The sequence below is a fragment of the Arthrobacter sp. FW306-07-I genome, assembly GCF_021800405.1.
In the GTDB taxonomy this organism is placed as follows: domain Bacteria; phylum Actinomycetota; class Actinomycetes; order Actinomycetales; family Micrococcaceae; genus Arthrobacter.
Map to the genome: position 1 here is coordinate 491,828 of NZ_CP084550.1, position 16,059 is coordinate 507,886.

Genomic DNA, 16,059 nt, shown 5'->3' on the forward strand with positions numbered 1-16,059 from the left:
CGCCGTCGTAATTCCCCGGACGGCCGGTGTACCGCATCAAAGTGCCCCGCGACGGGCGGATCCCCAGCTAGACGGCTTCGAGGATGCTGACGTAGTTGGCGATACCCACGCCGCCCATGTTCTGCACGGCTGCCCGCCGTGGAGCCGCCAGCTGCATGTCGCCGGCGGTCCCCGTGAGCTGCATGGCTGCCAGGACATGCTGGGATACCCCGGTTGCGCCCACCGGGTGGCCCTTGGATTTGAGGCCGCCGGACACGTTGACGGGCAGCTTTCCGTCCTTGAAAACCCAGCCTTCCTCCAGCGCACGGGCGCCCTGGCCGGGTTCTGCCAGGCCCATGGCCTCATACATCAGCAGTTCGGCGATCGTGAAGCAGTCGTGGACCTCTGCGAGGTCCAGGTCATGGATGCCAACACCGGCCATCGCCAGGGCGCGCTGCCAAGAAACCCGGGTGGCTTCGAAGGCGGTGGGGTCCCGACGGGCGGCAGGGAAGAAGTCATTCGCCTGGCCAAAGCCGGCGAGCCGCACGGCAGGGTTGGTGCCGCCGGTGGCGGACGTAGAGAGGACGACGGCGGCAGCACCGTCCGAGACAGGGGAGCAGTCGGTGCGGCGCAGGGGATCGGCGACCATCGGGTTCTTGTCCGAGACGGTCTGGCAGAACTCCTCGCCAAGGTCCTTCCGAAGCTGCGCGTACGGGTTGTCCACGCCGTTGCGGTGGTTCTTGGCAGCGATACTGCCCAGGACGTCGCCCAGTTTCCCGTCGGTGTCGTAGCGCTTGGCGTAATGCTTGGCCACCTCGGCGAAGAGGCCGGTAAAACCTGTGGTGGAGGGCTTGCCGGCCATGTCGTAGTCGGCCCCGAGCAGTCCGGCGCCCACCACGTCGGCGCCGGCGTGGGTCATCTTTTCCGCGCCAATGACCAGGACAGTCTTTGCTGTGCCGGCAAGGAGGGACTTGGTGCCCTGCTGGAACGCGGCTGAACCCGAGGCGCAGGCGTTCTCCACCCGGGTGGCGGGGACGTTGGCCAGGTCCGGTGAGACCTGCAGCGCCAGCGAGGACGGGAAGGCCAGCGGCATCATGCCGGAGTTGAACTGGCCCACGTAGACTTCGTCGATCTGGCCGGGCTCAATCCCGGCGGTGCTGATGGCCTCGGTAGCCACCTGCACGATCAGGGACTCCAGGGTTTCCTCCGTCAGCTTGCCGAACCGGCTGTGGCCCCAGCCGGTGATCAGGACATCCTTGCCGAATTGTTCCTTGAGGCTCATGCCGCCACTTCCTTCTCATCGAGCCGCACTTCGAAGCCGGCTTCGGTCTTTTCCCGGATCTCCTCTACCGTGACCCCCGGAGCCAGCCGGGTCAGCGTGAGCTGCCGCCCGCCGTCGTCCATCTTGTTCAGGTCGAAGACGGCGAGGTCGCTGATGATCCTGTCCACGCAGCTGAGCCCGGTCAGCGGAAGCGTGCATTCGCGCACGATCTTGGCCGTGCCATCCTTGGCGTTGTGTTCGGTGAGGATCACGACGCGCGGGGTGCCGGCCACCAGGTCCATGGCACCGCCCATGCCCTTGACCATCTTGCCCGGGATGGTCCAGTTGGCCAGGTCTCCGTTTCCGGAGACCTGCATGGCGCCCAGGATGGCCACTTTGACGTGCCCGCCGCGGATCATGCCGAAGGAGGTGGCCGAGTCGAAGATGCTCCCGCCGGGCAGGACCGTGACGGTTTGCTTGCCGGCGTTGATCAGGTCAGCGTCCTCCTCGCCCTCAAAGGGAAAGGGGCCCATGCCCAACAGGCCGTTCTCGCTCTGCAGCACCACCCGCACGCCCTCGGGCAGGTTGTTGGCCACCAGCGTGGGGATGCCGATTCCCAGGTTCACGTAGTCGCCGTCGTTCAGTTCCTCCGCCGCGATGGCGGCCATTTCATCCCTGGTCCATCCCATGGGGTTTCTCCTTAGTCTCGTTAGCTGTAATCAGTTGGGTATTACCGGTGGCACGAACTCGAACGTCATCCCCAGCAGCCAGGCCAGCAGCAGGACCACCGGAAGGTGGAAGAGGAACTGCTGGAAGGTGAAGCCCACCAGGTCCCGGGCGCGCAGGCCCAGGACGGCCAGCAGCGGCAGCATGAAGAACGGGTTGATGAGGTTGGGCAGCGCCTCGGCCATGTTGTAGATCTGTACGGTCCAGCCGAGATTCATGTTCACGTCCGTGGCGGACTGCATGACGTAGGGTGCCTCCACCAGCCACTTTCCGCCGCCGGAGGGGACGAACATCCCCAAGAGGGCGGTGTAGATGGCGATGATGACGGCGAATGCCCCGTTGCCGCCGATGCTGCTGAAGAAGTGGGCCAGGTGTTCTGACACCGAGAGGCCGCCGGCGCCGGTGGCTTTGGTCAGGATGGCGGCCATTGCCGCGTAGAGCGGGAACTGCACCAGGATTCCGGCAGTGGCGGGGACGGCTTTGGTCACTGACTGGAGGAACTTGCGCGGCGTTCCGTGCAGCACCAGTCCCAGCATCAGGAAGACCAGCAGGTATCCGTTGAGTGAACTGACAACGCTCAGGATGGGCAGGGTGAGCAGCTGGGACACCAGCCAGCCCAGGGTCAGCACGCCGGCCAGGATGGGCAGGACCCTGCTGTATTCGAGCCATTCGCCTGGCCGGGACTTTTCGGCCGGCGGTTCGGGCTGGTCATCAAGATCGACGCCTAGGTCGGCTGCCGTTTTGACGCCGGCTCCCGTTGGGGCGGAGAAGTGCGCAATGACGGTGGTCAGTAGCATCAGGATGGCCAGGGTCAGCAGGGACTGCCAGGTGAAGATGGTGGTTCCGAAGTCCAGGACGCCGGTGATCTTCAGCAGCGCCGGCGGGATGGAGGCCTTGGTCGCCTGCAGCTGGGCGGCGGAGGAGGACATGCCCAGCGCCCAGACTGCGCCCAGCCCCATGAAGGCCGCGGCACCAAGGGCCCGATAATCGACATGCAGATCCGCCCGCCGGGCCACCGCGCGCGCCAGGAGCCCGCCAAAGATCAGGCTCAATCCCCAGTTGACGAAGGAAACGGACATGGACAGGACGGCTACGAAGCTGACGGCCGAACGTGCCGAGTTCGGAACCTGTGCCAGCCGCTCGATCAGCCGGGCCACCGGCGGGGACGTGGCCACAACGTAGCCGGTCAGCACCACCATGGCCATCTGCAGGGTGAAGGCGGTGAGGTCCCAGAACCCGTTGCCGAAGGAATCCACCACGGCTTTGGGTGAGGCGCCGATGGCCAGCGCCGCGATGGCCACCAGCAGTACGCCTGCCAGGGCAAAGATGTACGCGTCAGGGAACCACTTCTGTGTCCACCCGGCCAGCTTCTCAGCCATCCGGGCCAAGCCCTTCTGGCGGACATCCTGGTCGTTGAATTGCACGGCGGTCATGAGGGTGATTCTCTCCATCGAGTCGTGGTGTGGGGCGCGCGGCGCGCTTTAGACGGCGGTCAGGCCGGGATGAGCCCGGCGCGCTGCCGGACGGTCCGCTGCTCGATGTCCTTGACCCGGTCCGTTGCCTGCACCAGCCTCTGGACAAAGACGCCGGGCGTGACGATGAGGTTGGGGTCCAGTCGGCCGGACTCCACAATCACTTCCGCCTCGGCGACGGTGAGAATTCCGGCGGTCGCCACAACGGGGTTGAAGTTCCGGGCAGTGTAGCGGTAGGTCAGGTTGCCGTCCGTGTCCGCGGTGTGGGCGTGGACAAGTGCGACGTCGGCCCGGATGGCGCGCTCCTGGACGTACGTTTCGCCGTCGAACACCTCGTGCGGCTTGCCTTCTGCCACGAGGGTGCCCACGCCGGTCTTGGTGTAGAAGGCCGGGATACCGGCGCCGCCGGCGCGGAGTCGCTCGGCGAGGGTGCCCTGCGGGGTGAACTCCACCTCGAGCTTGCCGGCGAGGTACTGCTCGGCGAACAGCTTGTTTTCGCCGACATAGGAGGCGATCACCTTGTGGACCTGGCCTGCCTCGATCAGGATGCCCAGGCCCTTGCCGTCCACGCCCATGTTGTTGGACACCACGGTGAGGTCCCGGACTCCGGAGTCCCGGACGGCTTCGATCAGGTCGGCGGGAATGCCGCTGAGGCCAAACCCGCCGACGGCGAGGGTGATGCCGTCCTGCAGGGCTCCTTCCAGGGCGGTGGCAGCAGAAGCCTGGAGTTTCTTCATGACGTCTCCTCGTTGAGCGCGGCGGTCGTCCACTAAGTGGACGCCTGGGATCTGAGTTTGGAGACTATGGGCGCTTGGCCAAAAGTGTCAAGAATCACTGGCTGCGGCCTTACAGTATGGACACTAGGATGAAAAGCATCCATATTGTGGACAACAAGGAGGATTCATGGCTGGCACGCCGGTACAGGGCGCCCAGGTGGTGGCGCGCGTTGCTGGGCTGCTGCGGCTGGTGGGCCGCAGCGCCGAAGGCATGCCGCTGGCAGGCCTGGTCCGCGAATCGGGCCTCACCCGACCCACGGTCCACCGGCTCCTGGCATCCCTCGCCGCGGAAGGCCTCCTGGACCACGACCCCGTGACGGGCAACTGGGTGCTGGGGCCGGAAATACTACTGATGGGATCGGTGGCTTCGGCGCGCTTTCCCATGGAGGACATTGCCCGGCCCAGCCTGCGCCGGCTGGCACAGGCAACGGGCGAGAGCGCCTTTTTCTCGATCCGCCGCGGGGCGGAGACGGTCTGCCTGCTGCGTGAGGAAGGCACCTTCCCGGTCCGGTCCTTCGTCCTGCACGAGGGGGTGCGGTTCCCGCTGGGAGTAGCGTCGGCCGGGACCGCCATCCTGGCCTTCCTGCCGAAAGCCGAACAGGAGGAATTGCTGGGCCGCTGGAGCGAACACGCCGGCGCCTTCGCCGCGCACCACACTCCGCAGCTGGTGCGGGAAAACCTGGCCCGCACCCGGCTGGCCGGCTACTCGGTGAACCCCGGGCTGGTCCTGGAGGGCAGCTGGGGGATGGGCGCCGCGGTGTTCGACCGGTCCGGGAAGCCGGCCTGGGCGCTGTCCCTGACCGGCATCGAGCCGAGGTTCAAGCCCGAGCGGCAGGAGGAGCTGGGTGGCCTGCTGATGGCGGAGGCGCACCGGATTACCCAACAGCTGGGCGGGCGCGACGGGGGCCGGCGCACCCGCTGAGTCTTCCCAACTATGGCAGCGAACGACGACGGCGGGCCGCACTTTTTCGGCGCGGCCCGCCGTCGTACTCCCCAAAGGTGGTGAAAATTCAGTGCCGGGGGATGGTTACAGTCCCGCGCGGGGCTCCTCCGGGCCTTCTTCCTTCCACCAGGTGTCAAAGATGGTCACCGGCACCGTGCGCTTGTGGCGCGTGCGCAGGTACTTCTGCTCGATGGACTCGGCCACGGCGTCCGGAACCTCGCGGCCTTCAAGGTAGTCGTCGATCTGGTCGTAGCTGAGGCCCAGTTCGTCCTCGTCCGTGCGGCCCGGCCGGTCATCGAGCAGGTCGGCCGTGGGGACCTTCTCCCAGACCCGCGCCGGCGCTCCCAGCTCGGCCAGCAGGGCCCGGTTCTGCCGCTTGTTGAGGCCGAACAGGGGCAGGATGTCCGCGCCGCCGTCGCCGTACTTGGTGAAGAACCCCGTGACGGACTCGGCGCCGTGGTCCGTGCCGAGCACCAGGTAGTTGAACTCCCCGGCCAGCGCATACTGGGCGATCATCCGGGTGCGGGCCTTGGTGTTGCCCTTGTGGAAGTCGGAAATCTCCGAGCCCACGGTCTTCTCGAACTCGTCCTCGAAACCATCCACCGCCGCGGAGATGTTGAAGGTCCACTCCGTCTTGGCCTTGATGAAGTCCAGGGCCGCCTGGGCGTCTTCCTCGTCGTGCTGGACCCCGTAGGGCAGGCGGACGGCCACGAAGTTGGCCTCAACACCTTCAGCCTCGAGTTCATCCACTGCCAGCTGCGCAAGCTTCCCGGCAAGGGATGAATCCAGGCCGCCCGAGATGCCCAGGACAAAGCCCTTGGTGCCCGTGGCCTTGAGGTATTCCTTGAGGAACGTGACGCGTTTGCGCACCTCCCCTGCGGGATCGATCCGGGGCTGAACGCCCATTTCTTCAATGATCTTGGCCTGGAGTTCGCGCATGTGGTCCAGCCTAGCCAGCACTGTCAACAACCCTCAACTGTTCCAGGAAGGTCCCGTGCGGCGTAGCGTAATCGCATGGAGCGGACGGGGTGTGCCGTGGTGGGCGGCGGCCCGGCGGGAATGGTGCTGGGCCTGCTGCTGGCGCGGGCCGGAGTGAACGTGACGGTCATGGAGAAGCACCGTGACTTCCTGCGGGATTTCCGCGGCGACACGGTGCACGCGTCCACCGTCCGGCTGATCGACGAACTGGGTTTGGGGGCAGGATTCCGCAGCTTGCCGCAAAGCCGCCTGAGCAATGTCGCCGTCCCGGTGCCCGGCGCCGGACTGGTCACCCTTGCGGCCTTTGACTCCCTGAAGCCCCCGTACAACTACGTGGCCATGATGCCCCAGTGGGACTTCCTGGATTTCCTCGCCTCAGCAGCCGCCGAGGAACCAACGTTCACGCTGCTCATGGAGAGCGAGGCAACAGGTTTGGAGTTCGACGGCGGGCGGGTCACCGGAGTGCGCTACCGGGAGGTCGGTACTTCCAGTGAGCACGTCCTGCACGCGGACGTGGTGGTGGCGGCGGACGGCCGGCATTCGGTGCTGCGCCAGGCGGCGGGAATGCGCCCCCGGGAATACCCGGTGCCTTTTGACACCTGGTGGTTCAGGCTCCCGCGCCACGCCTCAGAAAGGGGCGAAGTGGCGGGAGTGGTTCCCTCGCTGGGTAACCGGGATGCCATGATTGCCCTCAACCGCACCAACTATTACCAGATGGGATACCTTGCCCCGAAGGGTTCTGATGCCAGGATCAGGGCTGACGGGGTGGACCGGTTCCGGCAGCGGGTGGCGGCTCTCCGCCCGGACCTTGCCGACCGCGTCGATTCCATCAGCAGCGTGGAGGACCTGCATTGGTTGGACGTGAAACTGAACCGACTGCGGCGCTGGTACGTGGACGGCTTCCTGTGCATTGGGGACGCCGCGCACGCGATGTCCCCAGCCGGAGGAGTGGGCATCAACCTCGCCATCCAGGATGCGGTGGCGGCAGCGGAGCGGCTGGCCCCGGACCTTCGTCGGGGTTATGTGCGCACCAAAACCCTGGCAGCCATCCAGCGCCGCCGCCGCATGCCCACGGTGGTGGTGCAGACCGTGCAGCGCATCATGCACCGGGTGGTGTTCGTTCCGCTCTTCGACGGGAAGCTGTCCGGCGACATGCTGGCCGGCAAGGGGTCGGGCGCCAGGTTCCTGATCCAGCGTGCGATCTTCTTTATCCTGCGCCACAACCCCGTAGTGAAGCGTCTCCTCCCGCGCGTCATCGCGTTCGGACCGCGACCGGAGCATGCGCCGGCCTTCGCGCGCCCGCTCACGGCCCGGCCACCCACTAAACTTGAAGCCATGACTTCGCCCACTGACACTGCGGTAGACACCGCAGCTGCCCGCGCCCGACTGCTCGAACTGATCAAGGAACTCGCCGTGGTCCGCGGCAAGGTGATCCTCTCCAGCGGTGCCGAGGCCGATTACTACATCGATCTTCGCCGCATCACGCTGCACCACGAGGCGTCCAAGCTGGTGGGCCAGGTCATGCTGGCGCTGGCGGACGACGCCGGGATCGACTTTGAGTGCGCCGGCGGGCTGACCATGGGCGCGGACCCCGTGGGCACCGCCGTGATGCACGCCGCCGCCGACGCCGGCCGCACCGTTGACGCGTTCGTGGTCCGCAAGGCGCAGAAGTCCTACGGCATGGGCCGCCAGGTTGAAGGCCCGTCCGTCGAGGGCCGCAAAGTGCTGGTCCTGGAGGACACCTCCACCACGGGCGGGTCCGCGCTGACGGCGGTGGAAGGCGTCCGGAAAGCCGGCGGCAATGTCGTGGCGGTAGCCGTGATTGTGGACCGCGACACCGGCGCCAAGGAAAAGATTGAAGCCGAGACCGGTGTGCCCTACCTGTTCGCGTTCGGCAAGGACGAACTGGGTCTGGACTAGCCAGAGGCGTGGGCGCACGCTGCCAGCCATTGGCTGCTGTGTTGGCGCTGATTTATGATGTGCGTTAACACTTTTCAGTTGCTTGGAGACCACGCATCTTGCTCCCCCCAGAACAGCCCTTGAGCGCGACCGACCAGGTGCAGAACCTGATCCTGGAAAGCGCTGATTTTGAGGATTTCCTTAACGAACTTGCCCGGTTCTCTGCCCACCAGATGGCAGGGGACGGTGACGATGCCCTGTGCGGCATCACTTTGCTCCGCGACCGCAAGGCAGCCACCATTGGCTGGAGCAGCCCCTCCGCACGGGAAGTGGACGAAATCCAGTACTCGCTATCCCAGGGTCCGTGCCTGACTGCCGCGAAGGAAGAACGGGAAGTCTACGTTCCGGACCTGCTGCAGGAGGACCGCTGGGGCCCCGATTACGCGACGGCGGTTGCCTCCTATGGGCTGCGTTCCGTCTTTTCCCTGCCCTTCAACCTGCAGGGGGAAGCCAGGGCAGCCCTGAACCTCTACTCAGACGTCGACCACAAGTTCGACGGGCAGGCGGCGGAGAGGGCCAGGGACTTCACCCGGGAGATCTCGCAGGCCCTGCGCCTGGCCGTCAGGTTCTCCCTGCACGCGGACAGCGCGACCAACCTCAAAGCCACCCTCGAATCGCGCACCATCATCGACATCGCAGTGGGCATCGTCATGGCGCAGAACCGCTGCAGCCAGGAGGCCGCCGTGGAAATCCTCACCGAGGCGTCGAGCAACAGCAACACCAAGCTGCGGGACATCGCCAAGTCGTTGGTTGATTCGGTGGGCGGCGCCGGAACGCGCACCTACTACCAGGAGCCGGGAAAGGTCGGGTCGGGCCCCGGCGCGTGAGGGCGGGTTGTGCGGGGGCTCCCACGGGGGTTACGCTTGCGGAGGTTGAGCCGTCGGCCATAGACCTCTTTTGGAGTACCTATGGACCGCGCATTAGACGCACTCGTTAACCTGGATGTCCCTGCCGACATCGTCCGGATTGAAGTCCGGGGGGCCCTTCACCACGACACCCGTGCTGAACTGGTCCGCATCATCCGCCGTGTCCGGAGGATGGGCATCCGCTGCCGCATCTGCGTTGACCTTTCGCAGGCCGAGCTTATTGAGTCCTCCGCACTGGCAGGGCTTCGGACAGATCTCAACGCTATTGCCACCAACTCATTGCTGGGGGCTCCTTCCGCCTCAGTGGGACTTCAGCTCGCGCCCGCCGCGCATGACTGGGCCCCGGAGGACGCCGGCAGCCGCCAGCCGCTCCTGATGGACGACGACGTCCGTGAGCTTTTCCCCGGCGGCGAGTTTGCTGGCGAGTTCCCCCAGTTGCCCGTCATGTGGATCGAGGAACTGTACGGCCGCCCGCTGGCCGAATACTCGGACGAGGAACTGCTCCAGGGGAGTGACGCGGTCTTCGCGCTCCTGGACACCCCGGGAGCCCTCGACGGCGCGGACCTGCTGGGCCGCTACAACGACATCGGCCTGGAAATCCTCCGCCGCCGGCGGGAACCCCACGCGCCGTTCCCCGCTGCGGAAGGGCAAGCTGCCAGCTGACCTCCCGTCACTAAACGTTTACCTCCGCCCGTTGCGGCGGTAACTTTCCCTGGGCTTACGGTAGGAGTGTGCCGTATGAGGGGGAGGTTGGTCCGCAGGGCCGGCGCTGGGTCTCAGACGCCCGGCTGCTGGCGGACGCGGCTGCCCTGAAGCGCTTTTCGCGGCGCAGCTTCCTGGCCGGTGCGGGGGCGTCCGGACTGCTGGCTGCGGACATGCTGGTAACCCGGCAAGTGCAGTCGCAGCGCCGCAGCACCAGGATCCTCACGGTGGCCGACGACTTCGCCGACGCCTACTATCCGGACGCCAGCTGGTTCTTGTTCCCGGGCTACAAAACCAGCTGGGAAGAGGCTCAGTGGATCCTCAACACCATGCGGGGCTCGCTGAACAAGCGGGCCCGGCTCGCCGCCGTCGGATATTCCAACCTGGGCCTGAACATCACCGAGGTGGTCAACGCCATCACCGACTACGTTGCCGCGGAGAAGATCACCAAGCTGTTCTTTTACGGACACAGCTTTGGCGGGATGCTGGCAACGCAGGTGGCTGCGCGGCTGCTGGCCTTGCAGGAAATCCAGGTACAGTTCATCCTCCTGGACTCCAGCCCTTACAGCGCGCACGACGTCCTGGACCAGAGCTGGTTCGACGGCGTGGTGTTCCTCTACGAGAGCGGTGTCAGGTTCCCGTCCACCCTCCGTGGCGGGTATGAACTGGGGGAACGGATCATCCACAAGGACGAACGGAGCTGGCGCCAGATCCTGAACCAGACGCTGGAGCAGTTGTCGCCGATCGCCCCGTCCAATGTCCTGGTCCAGACGGAGTCCGCCTACATCTACCACTTCGAGGGAAGCCAGTTTGCCGGCCATCTTGGCACAGCCAAGATGGCCTACATCGGCAACCCCAAGGACGGCACAGTGGACTACGAGACCGCGTCCGAAACCTGGGCCGTGGTGTTCAAGGACAACATGGTTTCCAGCAACCTGCAGACCATCGGGGCTGCCCCCGCGCACGCCAGCCCGGGCTGGAATCCGCAGATCTACCGGCCCCTGTTGACGGAACTGCTGGACGAGTACTTCCCCCTGCCCCGGGGCGGTTCCCGGGTCAGCATCTTCTAGATCTGGTTCTTCAGGTCCGCCACCGAGTTCAGCACCTGGTTGGGCCGGAACGGGTATGCAGCGATGTCGTCCTTGTGCGTGATGCCGCTCAGGACCAGGACCGTGTGCAGCCCTGCCTCCATGCCGGCAATGATGTCCGTATCCATCCGGTCACCAATCATGGCGGTGGTTTCGGAATGGGCGTCGATCTGGTTCATCGCTGAGCGGAACATCATGGGGTTCGGCTTGCCCACGATGTACGGCTCGCGGCCCGTCGCCTTGGTGATCAGGGCCGCGATGGCGCCGGTGGCGGGCATCGGGCCGTCCTTGGAAGGGCCCGTGGCATCGGGGTTGGTGGCGATGAACCGGGCACCGGCGAGGATCAGGCGGATAGCCATGGTGATCGCTTCGAAGGAGTACGTGCGGGTCTCGCCGAGCACCACGAAGTCCGGGTTCTGGTCGGTCAGGATGAAGCCCGCCTCGTGCAGCGCCGTCGTCAGCCCTGCCTCGCCGATCGTGTAGGCGCGGTTCCCGGATTCCGAGCCCCCGGCGGACACCTGGTCCTTCAGGAACTGGGCCGTGGCAAGGGCCGACGTCCAGATGTTCTCTTCCGGAATCTCCAGGCCGGAAGAGCGGAGGCGGGCGGCAAGGTCGCGGGGAGTGAAGATGGAGTTGTTGGTCAGCACCAGGAAGCGCTTTGAGGTATCCACCCAGCGCTGGATCAGTTCCGCGGCTCCCGGGATGGGCTGGTTTTCGTGGACCAGGACGCCGTCCATGTCCGTCAGCCAGCACTCGATCTCCTGGCCGCTGCGGTATACCGCCGGGTTGCCTGTTACCTCGTCTGCTTCTGCCATGCCTGCCTCCGCCTGTGATGGTTGCCCGAAGAGTCCAGTCTAGTGTTGAAGGGTGAACCAAACGCCCGGCATGACAGACGAACCCGACCACGCGCCCGGGGAGGCCGAACCCGCAAAGGCGGAGGTCGGCGTCGGGCCCTGGGAAGGGGAACTGCCCGAAGGCGACCACTGGGACCCCGACCTCCTTGCCGACGGCGACCGGCGCAACGTCCTGGACAAATACCGCTACTGGAAGCACGAGGCGATCGTCGCGGAACTGGACTCCCGGCGGCACAACTTCCACGTGGCCATCGAGAACTGGCAGCACGACCTGAACATCGGCACCGTGGTCCGCACCGCCAACGCCTTCCTCGCCAAGGAAGTTCACATCATCGGTCGACGGCGGTGGAACCGGCGCGGTGCCATGGTCACCGACCGCTACCAGCATGTTCGCCACCACCCCACCGTCGAGGACTTTGTCCAGTGGGCGCAGGGGGAAGGGCTGGCGATCATCGGGATCGATATCTTCCCGGACTCGGTGCCCCTGGAAACGTACGAACTGCCCCGCGACTGCGTGCTGGTCTTCGGACAGGAGGGGCCGGGGTTGACCGCGGAAGTCCACCAGGCCGCCCAGGCCACCCTGTCTATCGAACAGTTCGGCTCCACCCGGTCCATCAACGCCGCCTCCGCCGCCGCGATCGCCATGCACGCCTGGATCCGCCGGCACGTCTTCAACCAGCACGTCTCCTAACCCCGCGAGATGGCACTTAACGGCAGTCGCGGAGCCGATGATTGCCGTTAAGTGCCAACTCGCGGGTTCGTCGTCCGCGAGCCTGTGGATAACCTCTGCTGGGCCTCCGTAACGCGCCAGAATGGGGGCATGCGCAGGGCCAGCCTTCCAGAGCATTTGACCACAGGAACGTTTTCGCTGCGTGCTTCCGACAAGGCGGGGGTCACGCGCACGCGAACCGCGGCGAAGGATCTGGTGACCGTTTCGAGGGGCATCCGGATGCCGGTCCACTCCGGTGCCGCCGGTGCTGCAGCGTTGCGCGCGTACACAGACCTTGATGACACGTCCATTCTGACGTCCCTCTCTGCCGCACATGTCTGGGGAGCGCCGTTGCCGCCAGGGCCGGGCGGCGACTGGCGGATCCATCTGGCCCGGCGGCGCGGATTCAGCTTTCCACGCCGCTCCAACGTCGTCGGCCATCTGCTGTCTTTCCTGCCGGACGAGGTAGCGGAGTACGACGGCGTCAGGGTCACCTCGCCTGCACGGACCTGGCTGGACCTGGCCTCTGTGCTGGCCGTGCAGGACCTTGTGGCCGTCAGAGATTACTTGGTGTGCTCCCACGGGCCCGGCTTTCCGCGTCCGAGGGAGGCGCTGTGCGGCCTTGACGCACTCCGGTACGTCATCAGCAGGCATGGGGGCATGCGGGGCATAAAGACAGCCCGGGAAGCGATCGAATTGGTGCGGGCAGGCGCCGACTCCGCCCCGGAAACACACATGCGGCTCGCGCTGATTGACGCCGGCTTGCCGGAACCGGTCCTGAACCACGTCCTGTTCGACCAAGGGGGGCTTCCTTCGCTCTGGCCTGACGCTGCCTATCCGCAGTGGGGCATCGCGCTGCAGTACGACGGCGGGCACCACGCAGGGGAGGAGCAGCACCTGCGGGACATGGAACGGTACGACCGGACTCTGGCACTGGGGTGGCTTGAAGTTCGCATCGGCAAGCAACACCTGGAAGGTGACAGGCCCGCCGTCGTACGCAAGGTGCGGGAGGCGCTGCAGAGCCGCGGCTGGACGCGAGATGGCAGATGACGGCAATTCCCGCCCCAGGCATTGCCGTCAAGTGCCATCTCGCGGGGGTGGGTGGAAGTGGTAGGTGGGCCGGTGGGGCGTAACCCAGAGCACTCCCGGCCCGCTAATGGCTAGGATGGTGCCAAGCCGTAAGCGGTCTACTTGAGGGTCTTCCACCCACAGACGAAACTCAGCAGAGGAGCCAGCATGCCCATTGCAACCCCAGAGATCTACTCCGAAATGATCGACCGTGCGAAGGCGGGCGGCTTCGCATACCCGGCCGTGAACGTCACGTCCTCGCAGACGCTTAACGCAGCCCTCCGTGGCTTCGCCGAGGCCGAGTCCGACGGCATCGTCCAGGTTTCCACCGGCGGTGCGGCCTACTGGTCCGGCGCGTCCACCAAGGACATGGTGGCCGGTTCCCTGGGTTTCGCGGCTTTTGCCCGCGAGGTTGCCAAGAACTACGGCGTGAACGTCGCCCTGCACACGGACCACTGCCCCAAGGACAAGCTGGACGGCTTCGTCCTGCCCCTGCTCGAGGCTTCCGAAGCTGAGGTCAAGGCCGGCCGCAACCCGCTGTTCAACTCCCACATGTGGGACGGCTCCGCCGAGACCCTGCAGGAAAACCTGCGGATCGCCCGTGACCTGCTGGCCCGCACCGCGGCTGCCAAGATGATCCTCGAGGTTGAAATCGGCACCGTCGGCGGCGAGGAAGACGGCGTGGAGAACGCCATCAACGACAAGCTGTACACCACGGTTGAGGACGCCCTGGCTACGATCGATGCCCTGGGCGCCGGCGAGAACGGCCGCTACATCACCGCCCTCACCTTCGGCAACGTCCACGGCGTCTACAAGCCCGGCGGCGTCAAGCTGCGCCCGGAGATCCTCAAGGACATCCAGGCCCAGGTTGGTGCCAAGATCGGCAAGGAGAACCCGTTTGACCTGGTGTTCCACGGCGGCTCCGGCTCCTCGGACCAGGAAATCGCGGACGCTGTTTCGTACGGCGTGATCAAGATGAACATCGACACCGACACCCAGTACGCCTACACCCGCCCGGTGGCGGACCACATGTTCAAGAACTACGACGGCGTCCTGAAGGTTGACGGCGAAGTGGGCAACAAGAAGACCTACGACCCCCGTGTCTGGGGCGCCTCCGCCGAAGCCGGCCTCGCAGCCCGCGTGGTGGAAGCCACCAAGCAGCTCGGCTCGGCCGGAAAGACCTTCTAGATGTCGGACGAGTTCCGCCGGAACCTGATGGGGCCGGAGCCCACGCTCCTGCCCGCCGAAACCGAGGTGTACGGACAGCTGGAGGCCGGGCAGGAAGCCCTGGACCTGGTAGAAAGGCACCCCACGTCCTCGCTGCTGTGGGCCATCCTGGCCGAGGAAGCATGGGCGGAGGGGCGCACCATCGACTCCTACGCCTACTCTCGGGTGGGCTATCACCGCGGCCTGGATGCGCTGCGGCGCAACGGCTGGCGCGGCGTCGGACCCATCCCGTGGGAGCACGAGCCCAACCGGGGGTTCCTGCGCGCGCTCTACTCCCTGGGCAGGGCGTCGGCCGCCATCGGGGAGGCGGACGAACCGGAGCGGATCGAGAAGTTCCTCAACGATTCCGACCCCAGGGCAAAGGCAGCCATCGAAGGCTCCTAAGTCCCCACCGAGGGCCCCATATATGACGACGGCGGGCGGTCACCTTTTGGCGAAAAGGTGACCGCCCGCCGTCGTCCCTGGACTGGAATGCGCCGTCCCTGATTTCGGTTAAAAGAATCAAAGGGCTAGAGGAAGAAAGGAGGAGCTGCGCGAAGCGTGGGAAAGCAGGAAAAAGCGTGTCTCAGGTTCTGTGACTACTACTCCTGGATGTCGTACGCCGACTTCACCACCTGGGTTGAAGCCGAAGACGAATCGGCACCGGGAATTTCGTTTACCGACTCCGATGCCACAGGCTGAGCGCCGACGATTCAGGGCTTCGCGATGCCGGTCCGGGCCATGGCGTCTGCATACGCCGTCCGCATGTCCTCGAGGAACTCCTCCTGGCGTGCAGGGGAACCGGCGAACGCGCGGCCGCTCAGCGAGCGGACCTTGTAGGTCTTCAGGCCGCGGCGCCACAGCAGGGGAACCTCGGTCTTCAGCAGCAGGTTGGCCAGGCGGTTGGCTTCGGTGCCGTGCGCCACGATGACCGATGCGCGGGGGACCAAGGCCAGGAACTTCAGCAGGGGCTTGAGGCCGGCCTGGACCTGGTCGGGGGTGAACTTCCCGTTGGCTTCGCCGGGAACGTGCCAGGGGTGGACGTTCCAAGGCATCACGAACTCTGGGCGCAGGCCCAGCTTCCACTGGATGCCCAGCATCCGGGTTGCGGCGTCCTGGTCGCCGGCGGTGATGAAGCCGGACGGATCCGCCTCGCCGATGTTGGAGTAGAGGCTGATGATGCGGCATTCCTCAACGTCGTGCATGGGGTCGACGTAGGGGACCACGGTTCCTGGTTTGGTCTCCCGCAGGGAATCGCAGAGTTCGTTGACGGCTGCAACGCTGGGTTCGTAGCGGCGGCTCATGAGCTGTTCGTGGAATGTTTCGGGGGCCAGGGCTGTCATGAAGTGCTGGTTCTCCTGCGGGGATTGGCGTTGCTGCCGCCGGCAGATGAGGGCGCGGGCAAGCGCAAACGCATCAGCAGCGGTTGGTTGGGGTGGGCCGGACCTCGCCGGCCTTCCCCAGTTTAGCAA

At 65.8% G+C, this 16,059-nt stretch carries 17 protein-coding genes and 1 pseudogene; 11 read left to right on the forward strand and 7 right to left on the reverse strand.

The genetic code is table 11. The features are described from left to right. Positions 1–67 precede the first annotated feature (67 nt). From LFT46_RS02410 to LFT46_RS02425, 4 genes are read right to left on the reverse strand one after another with little or no spacing between them, the layout of a single operon-like run. Positions 68–1,261 (reverse strand): acetyl-CoA acetyltransferase, encoded by a 1,194-nt coding sequence (locus LFT46_RS02410; protein WP_236821170.1) that lies wholly within the window; start codon positions 1,259–1,261, stop codon positions 68–70. Then, a complete protein-coding gene (locus LFT46_RS02415) occupies positions 1,258–1,929 on the reverse strand; it encodes a CoA transferase subunit B (protein ID WP_236821171.1) in 672 nt (223 codons plus the stop codon). The genes LFT46_RS02410 and LFT46_RS02415 overlap by 4 nt, the downstream gene beginning before the upstream one ends. A gap of 30 nt (positions 1,930–1,959) precedes the next feature. Further along, positions 1,960–3,399, reverse strand: a complete 1,440-nt coding sequence (locus tag LFT46_RS02420) for a short-chain fatty acid transporter (RefSeq protein WP_236821172.1) — start codon at positions 3,397–3,399, stop codon at positions 1,960–1,962. 59 nt (positions 3,400–3,458) lie between these two features. After that, the gene (locus tag LFT46_RS02425) at positions 3,459–4,175 is read right to left on the reverse strand and encodes a CoA transferase subunit A (protein WP_236800893.1); all 717 of its coding nucleotides are present in this window, start codon (positions 4,173–4,175) and stop codon (positions 3,459–3,461) included. A 166-nt stretch (positions 4,176–4,341) separates the two neighbouring features. Here LFT46_RS02425 and LFT46_RS02430 point away from each other — a divergent pair, with 166 nt between their 5' ends. Beyond that, a complete protein-coding gene (locus LFT46_RS02430) occupies positions 4,342–5,136 on the forward strand; it encodes an IclR family transcriptional regulator (RefSeq protein WP_236821173.1) in 795 nt (264 codons plus the stop codon). 105 nt (positions 5,137–5,241) lie between these two features. Here the strand turns inward: LFT46_RS02430 and nadE are convergent, their stop codons facing one another. Next, the gene (gene nadE / locus LFT46_RS02435; protein WP_236800896.1) at positions 5,242–6,096 is read right to left on the reverse strand and encodes an ammonia-dependent NAD(+) synthetase; all 855 of its coding nucleotides are present in this window, start codon (positions 6,094–6,096) and stop codon (positions 5,242–5,244) included. A gap of 120 nt (positions 6,097–6,216) precedes the next feature. Between nadE and LFT46_RS02440 the strand changes: the two are divergent. The 5 genes and pseudogenes from LFT46_RS02440 to LFT46_RS02460 form a co-directional block, all read left to right on the forward strand. Continuing rightward, positions 6,217–7,374: pseudogene (locus LFT46_RS02440) on the forward strand (FAD-dependent oxidoreductase); the annotation flags it as partial. A gap of 96 nt (positions 7,375–7,470) precedes the next feature. Further along, positions 7,471–8,055 carry an orotate phosphoribosyltransferase gene (pyrE, locus tag LFT46_RS02445; RefSeq protein ID WP_200830744.1) on the forward strand — a complete coding sequence of 195 codons (585 nt, stop codon included), beginning with the start codon at positions 7,471–7,473 and terminating at the stop codon, positions 8,053–8,055. A 119-nt stretch (positions 8,056–8,174) separates the two neighbouring features. Further along, positions 8,175–8,921 carry a GAF and ANTAR domain-containing protein gene (locus LFT46_RS02450; RefSeq protein WP_236800897.1) on the forward strand — a complete coding sequence of 249 codons (747 nt, stop codon included), beginning with the start codon at positions 8,175–8,177 and terminating at the stop codon, positions 8,919–8,921. 81 nt (positions 8,922–9,002) lie between these two features. After that, positions 9,003–9,623, forward strand: a complete 621-nt coding sequence (locus LFT46_RS02455; protein WP_236821174.1) for a hypothetical protein — start codon at positions 9,003–9,005, stop codon at positions 9,621–9,623. Between the two features lie 68 nt (positions 9,624–9,691). Next, the gene (locus LFT46_RS02460) at positions 9,692–10,732 is read left to right on the forward strand and encodes an alpha/beta hydrolase (RefSeq protein WP_236800899.1); all 1,041 of its coding nucleotides are present in this window, start codon (positions 9,692–9,694) and stop codon (positions 10,730–10,732) included. Here LFT46_RS02460 and LFT46_RS02465 read toward each other — a convergent pair. Continuing rightward, positions 10,729–11,565 carry an HAD-IIA family hydrolase gene (locus LFT46_RS02465; protein WP_236800900.1) on the reverse strand — a complete coding sequence of 279 codons (837 nt, stop codon included), beginning with the start codon at positions 11,563–11,565 and terminating at the stop codon, positions 10,729–10,731. The genes LFT46_RS02460 and LFT46_RS02465 overlap by 4 nt on opposite strands. 70 nt (positions 11,566–11,635) lie before the next feature. On the opposite strand from LFT46_RS02465, the gene LFT46_RS02470 reads away from it, so the two are divergent. The 5 genes from LFT46_RS02470 (at position 11,636) to LFT46_RS02490 (ending at position 15,289) form a co-directional block, all read left to right on the forward strand. Further along, the gene (locus tag LFT46_RS02470; protein ID WP_236821175.1) at positions 11,636–12,295 is read left to right on the forward strand and encodes a TrmH family RNA methyltransferase; all 660 of its coding nucleotides are present in this window, start codon (positions 11,636–11,638) and stop codon (positions 12,293–12,295) included. Positions 12,296–12,424: 129 nt separating this feature from the next. Continuing rightward, positions 12,425–13,363 carry a hypothetical protein gene (locus tag LFT46_RS02475; RefSeq protein WP_236821176.1) on the forward strand — a complete coding sequence of 313 codons (939 nt, stop codon included), beginning with the start codon at positions 12,425–12,427 and terminating at the stop codon, positions 13,361–13,363. A 186-nt stretch (positions 13,364–13,549) separates the two neighbouring features. Then, complete coding sequence (gene fbaA, locus LFT46_RS02480) at positions 13,550–14,569, forward strand: class II fructose-bisphosphate aldolase (RefSeq protein WP_236800904.1); 1,020 nt, start codon at positions 13,550–13,552, stop codon at positions 14,567–14,569. Continuing rightward, entirely contained in the window at positions 14,570–14,992 is a 423-nt protein-coding gene (locus tag LFT46_RS02485; RefSeq protein ID WP_236821177.1) for a DUF3151 domain-containing protein, read from the forward strand. It begins immediately after the preceding gene. A 156-nt stretch (positions 14,993–15,148) separates the two neighbouring features. Further along, a complete protein-coding gene (locus tag LFT46_RS02490) occupies positions 15,149–15,289 on the forward strand; it encodes a hypothetical protein (RefSeq protein ID WP_236800908.1) in 141 nt (46 codons plus the stop codon). A gap of 11 nt (positions 15,290–15,300) precedes the next feature. On the opposite strand, the gene LFT46_RS02495 is transcribed toward LFT46_RS02490, so the two are convergent. Beyond that, positions 15,301–15,930: a uracil-DNA glycosylase gene (locus LFT46_RS02495; RefSeq protein ID WP_236800910.1), complete on the reverse strand. Its 630-nt coding sequence runs from the start codon at positions 15,928–15,930 to the stop codon at positions 15,301–15,303. Positions 15,931–16,059 lie beyond the last annotated feature (129 nt).

Excerpts from the sequence above, each read along its gene's own strand:
- LFT46_RS02410 (WP_236821170.1), bottom strand. The coding sequence starts at position 1,261 with ATGAGCCTCAAGGAACAATTCGGCAAGGATGTCCTGATCACCGGCTGG.
- LFT46_RS02415 (WP_236821171.1), bottom strand. The coding sequence starts at position 1,929 with ATGGGATGGACCAGGGATGAAATGGCCGCCATCGCGGCGGAGGAACTG.
- LFT46_RS02420 (WP_236821172.1), bottom strand. The coding sequence starts at position 3,399 with ATGACCGCCGTGCAATTCAACGACCAGGATGTCCGCCAGAAGGGCTTG.
- LFT46_RS02425 (WP_236800893.1), bottom strand. The coding sequence starts at position 4,175 with ATGAAGAAACTCCAGGCTTCTGCTGCCACCGCCCTGGAAGGAGCCCTG.
- LFT46_RS02430 (WP_236821173.1), top strand. The coding sequence starts at position 4,342 with ATGGCTGGCACGCCGGTACAGGGCGCCCAGGTGGTGGCGCGCGTTGCT.
- nadE (WP_236800896.1), bottom strand. The coding sequence starts at position 6,096 with ATGCGCGAACTCCAGGCCAAGATCATTGAAGAAATGGGCGTTCAGCCC.
- pyrE (WP_200830744.1), top strand. The coding sequence starts at position 7,471 with ATGACTTCGCCCACTGACACTGCGGTAGACACCGCAGCTGCCCGCGCC.
- LFT46_RS02455 (WP_236821174.1), top strand. The coding sequence starts at position 9,003 with ATGGACCGCGCATTAGACGCACTCGTTAACCTGGATGTCCCTGCCGAC.
- LFT46_RS02465 (WP_236800900.1), bottom strand. The coding sequence starts at position 11,565 with ATGGCAGAAGCAGACGAGGTAACAGGCAACCCGGCGGTATACCGCAGC.
- LFT46_RS02470 (WP_236821175.1), top strand. The coding sequence starts at position 11,636 with ATGACAGACGAACCCGACCACGCGCCCGGGGAGGCCGAACCCGCAAAG.
- LFT46_RS02475 (WP_236821176.1), top strand. The coding sequence starts at position 12,425 with ATGCGCAGGGCCAGCCTTCCAGAGCATTTGACCACAGGAACGTTTTCG.
- fbaA (WP_236800904.1), top strand. The coding sequence starts at position 13,550 with ATGCCCATTGCAACCCCAGAGATCTACTCCGAAATGATCGACCGTGCG.
- LFT46_RS02485 (WP_236821177.1), top strand. The coding sequence starts at position 14,570 with ATGTCGGACGAGTTCCGCCGGAACCTGATGGGGCCGGAGCCCACGCTC.
- LFT46_RS02495 (WP_236800910.1), bottom strand. The coding sequence starts at position 15,930 with ATGACAGCCCTGGCCCCCGAAACATTCCACGAACAGCTCATGAGCCGC.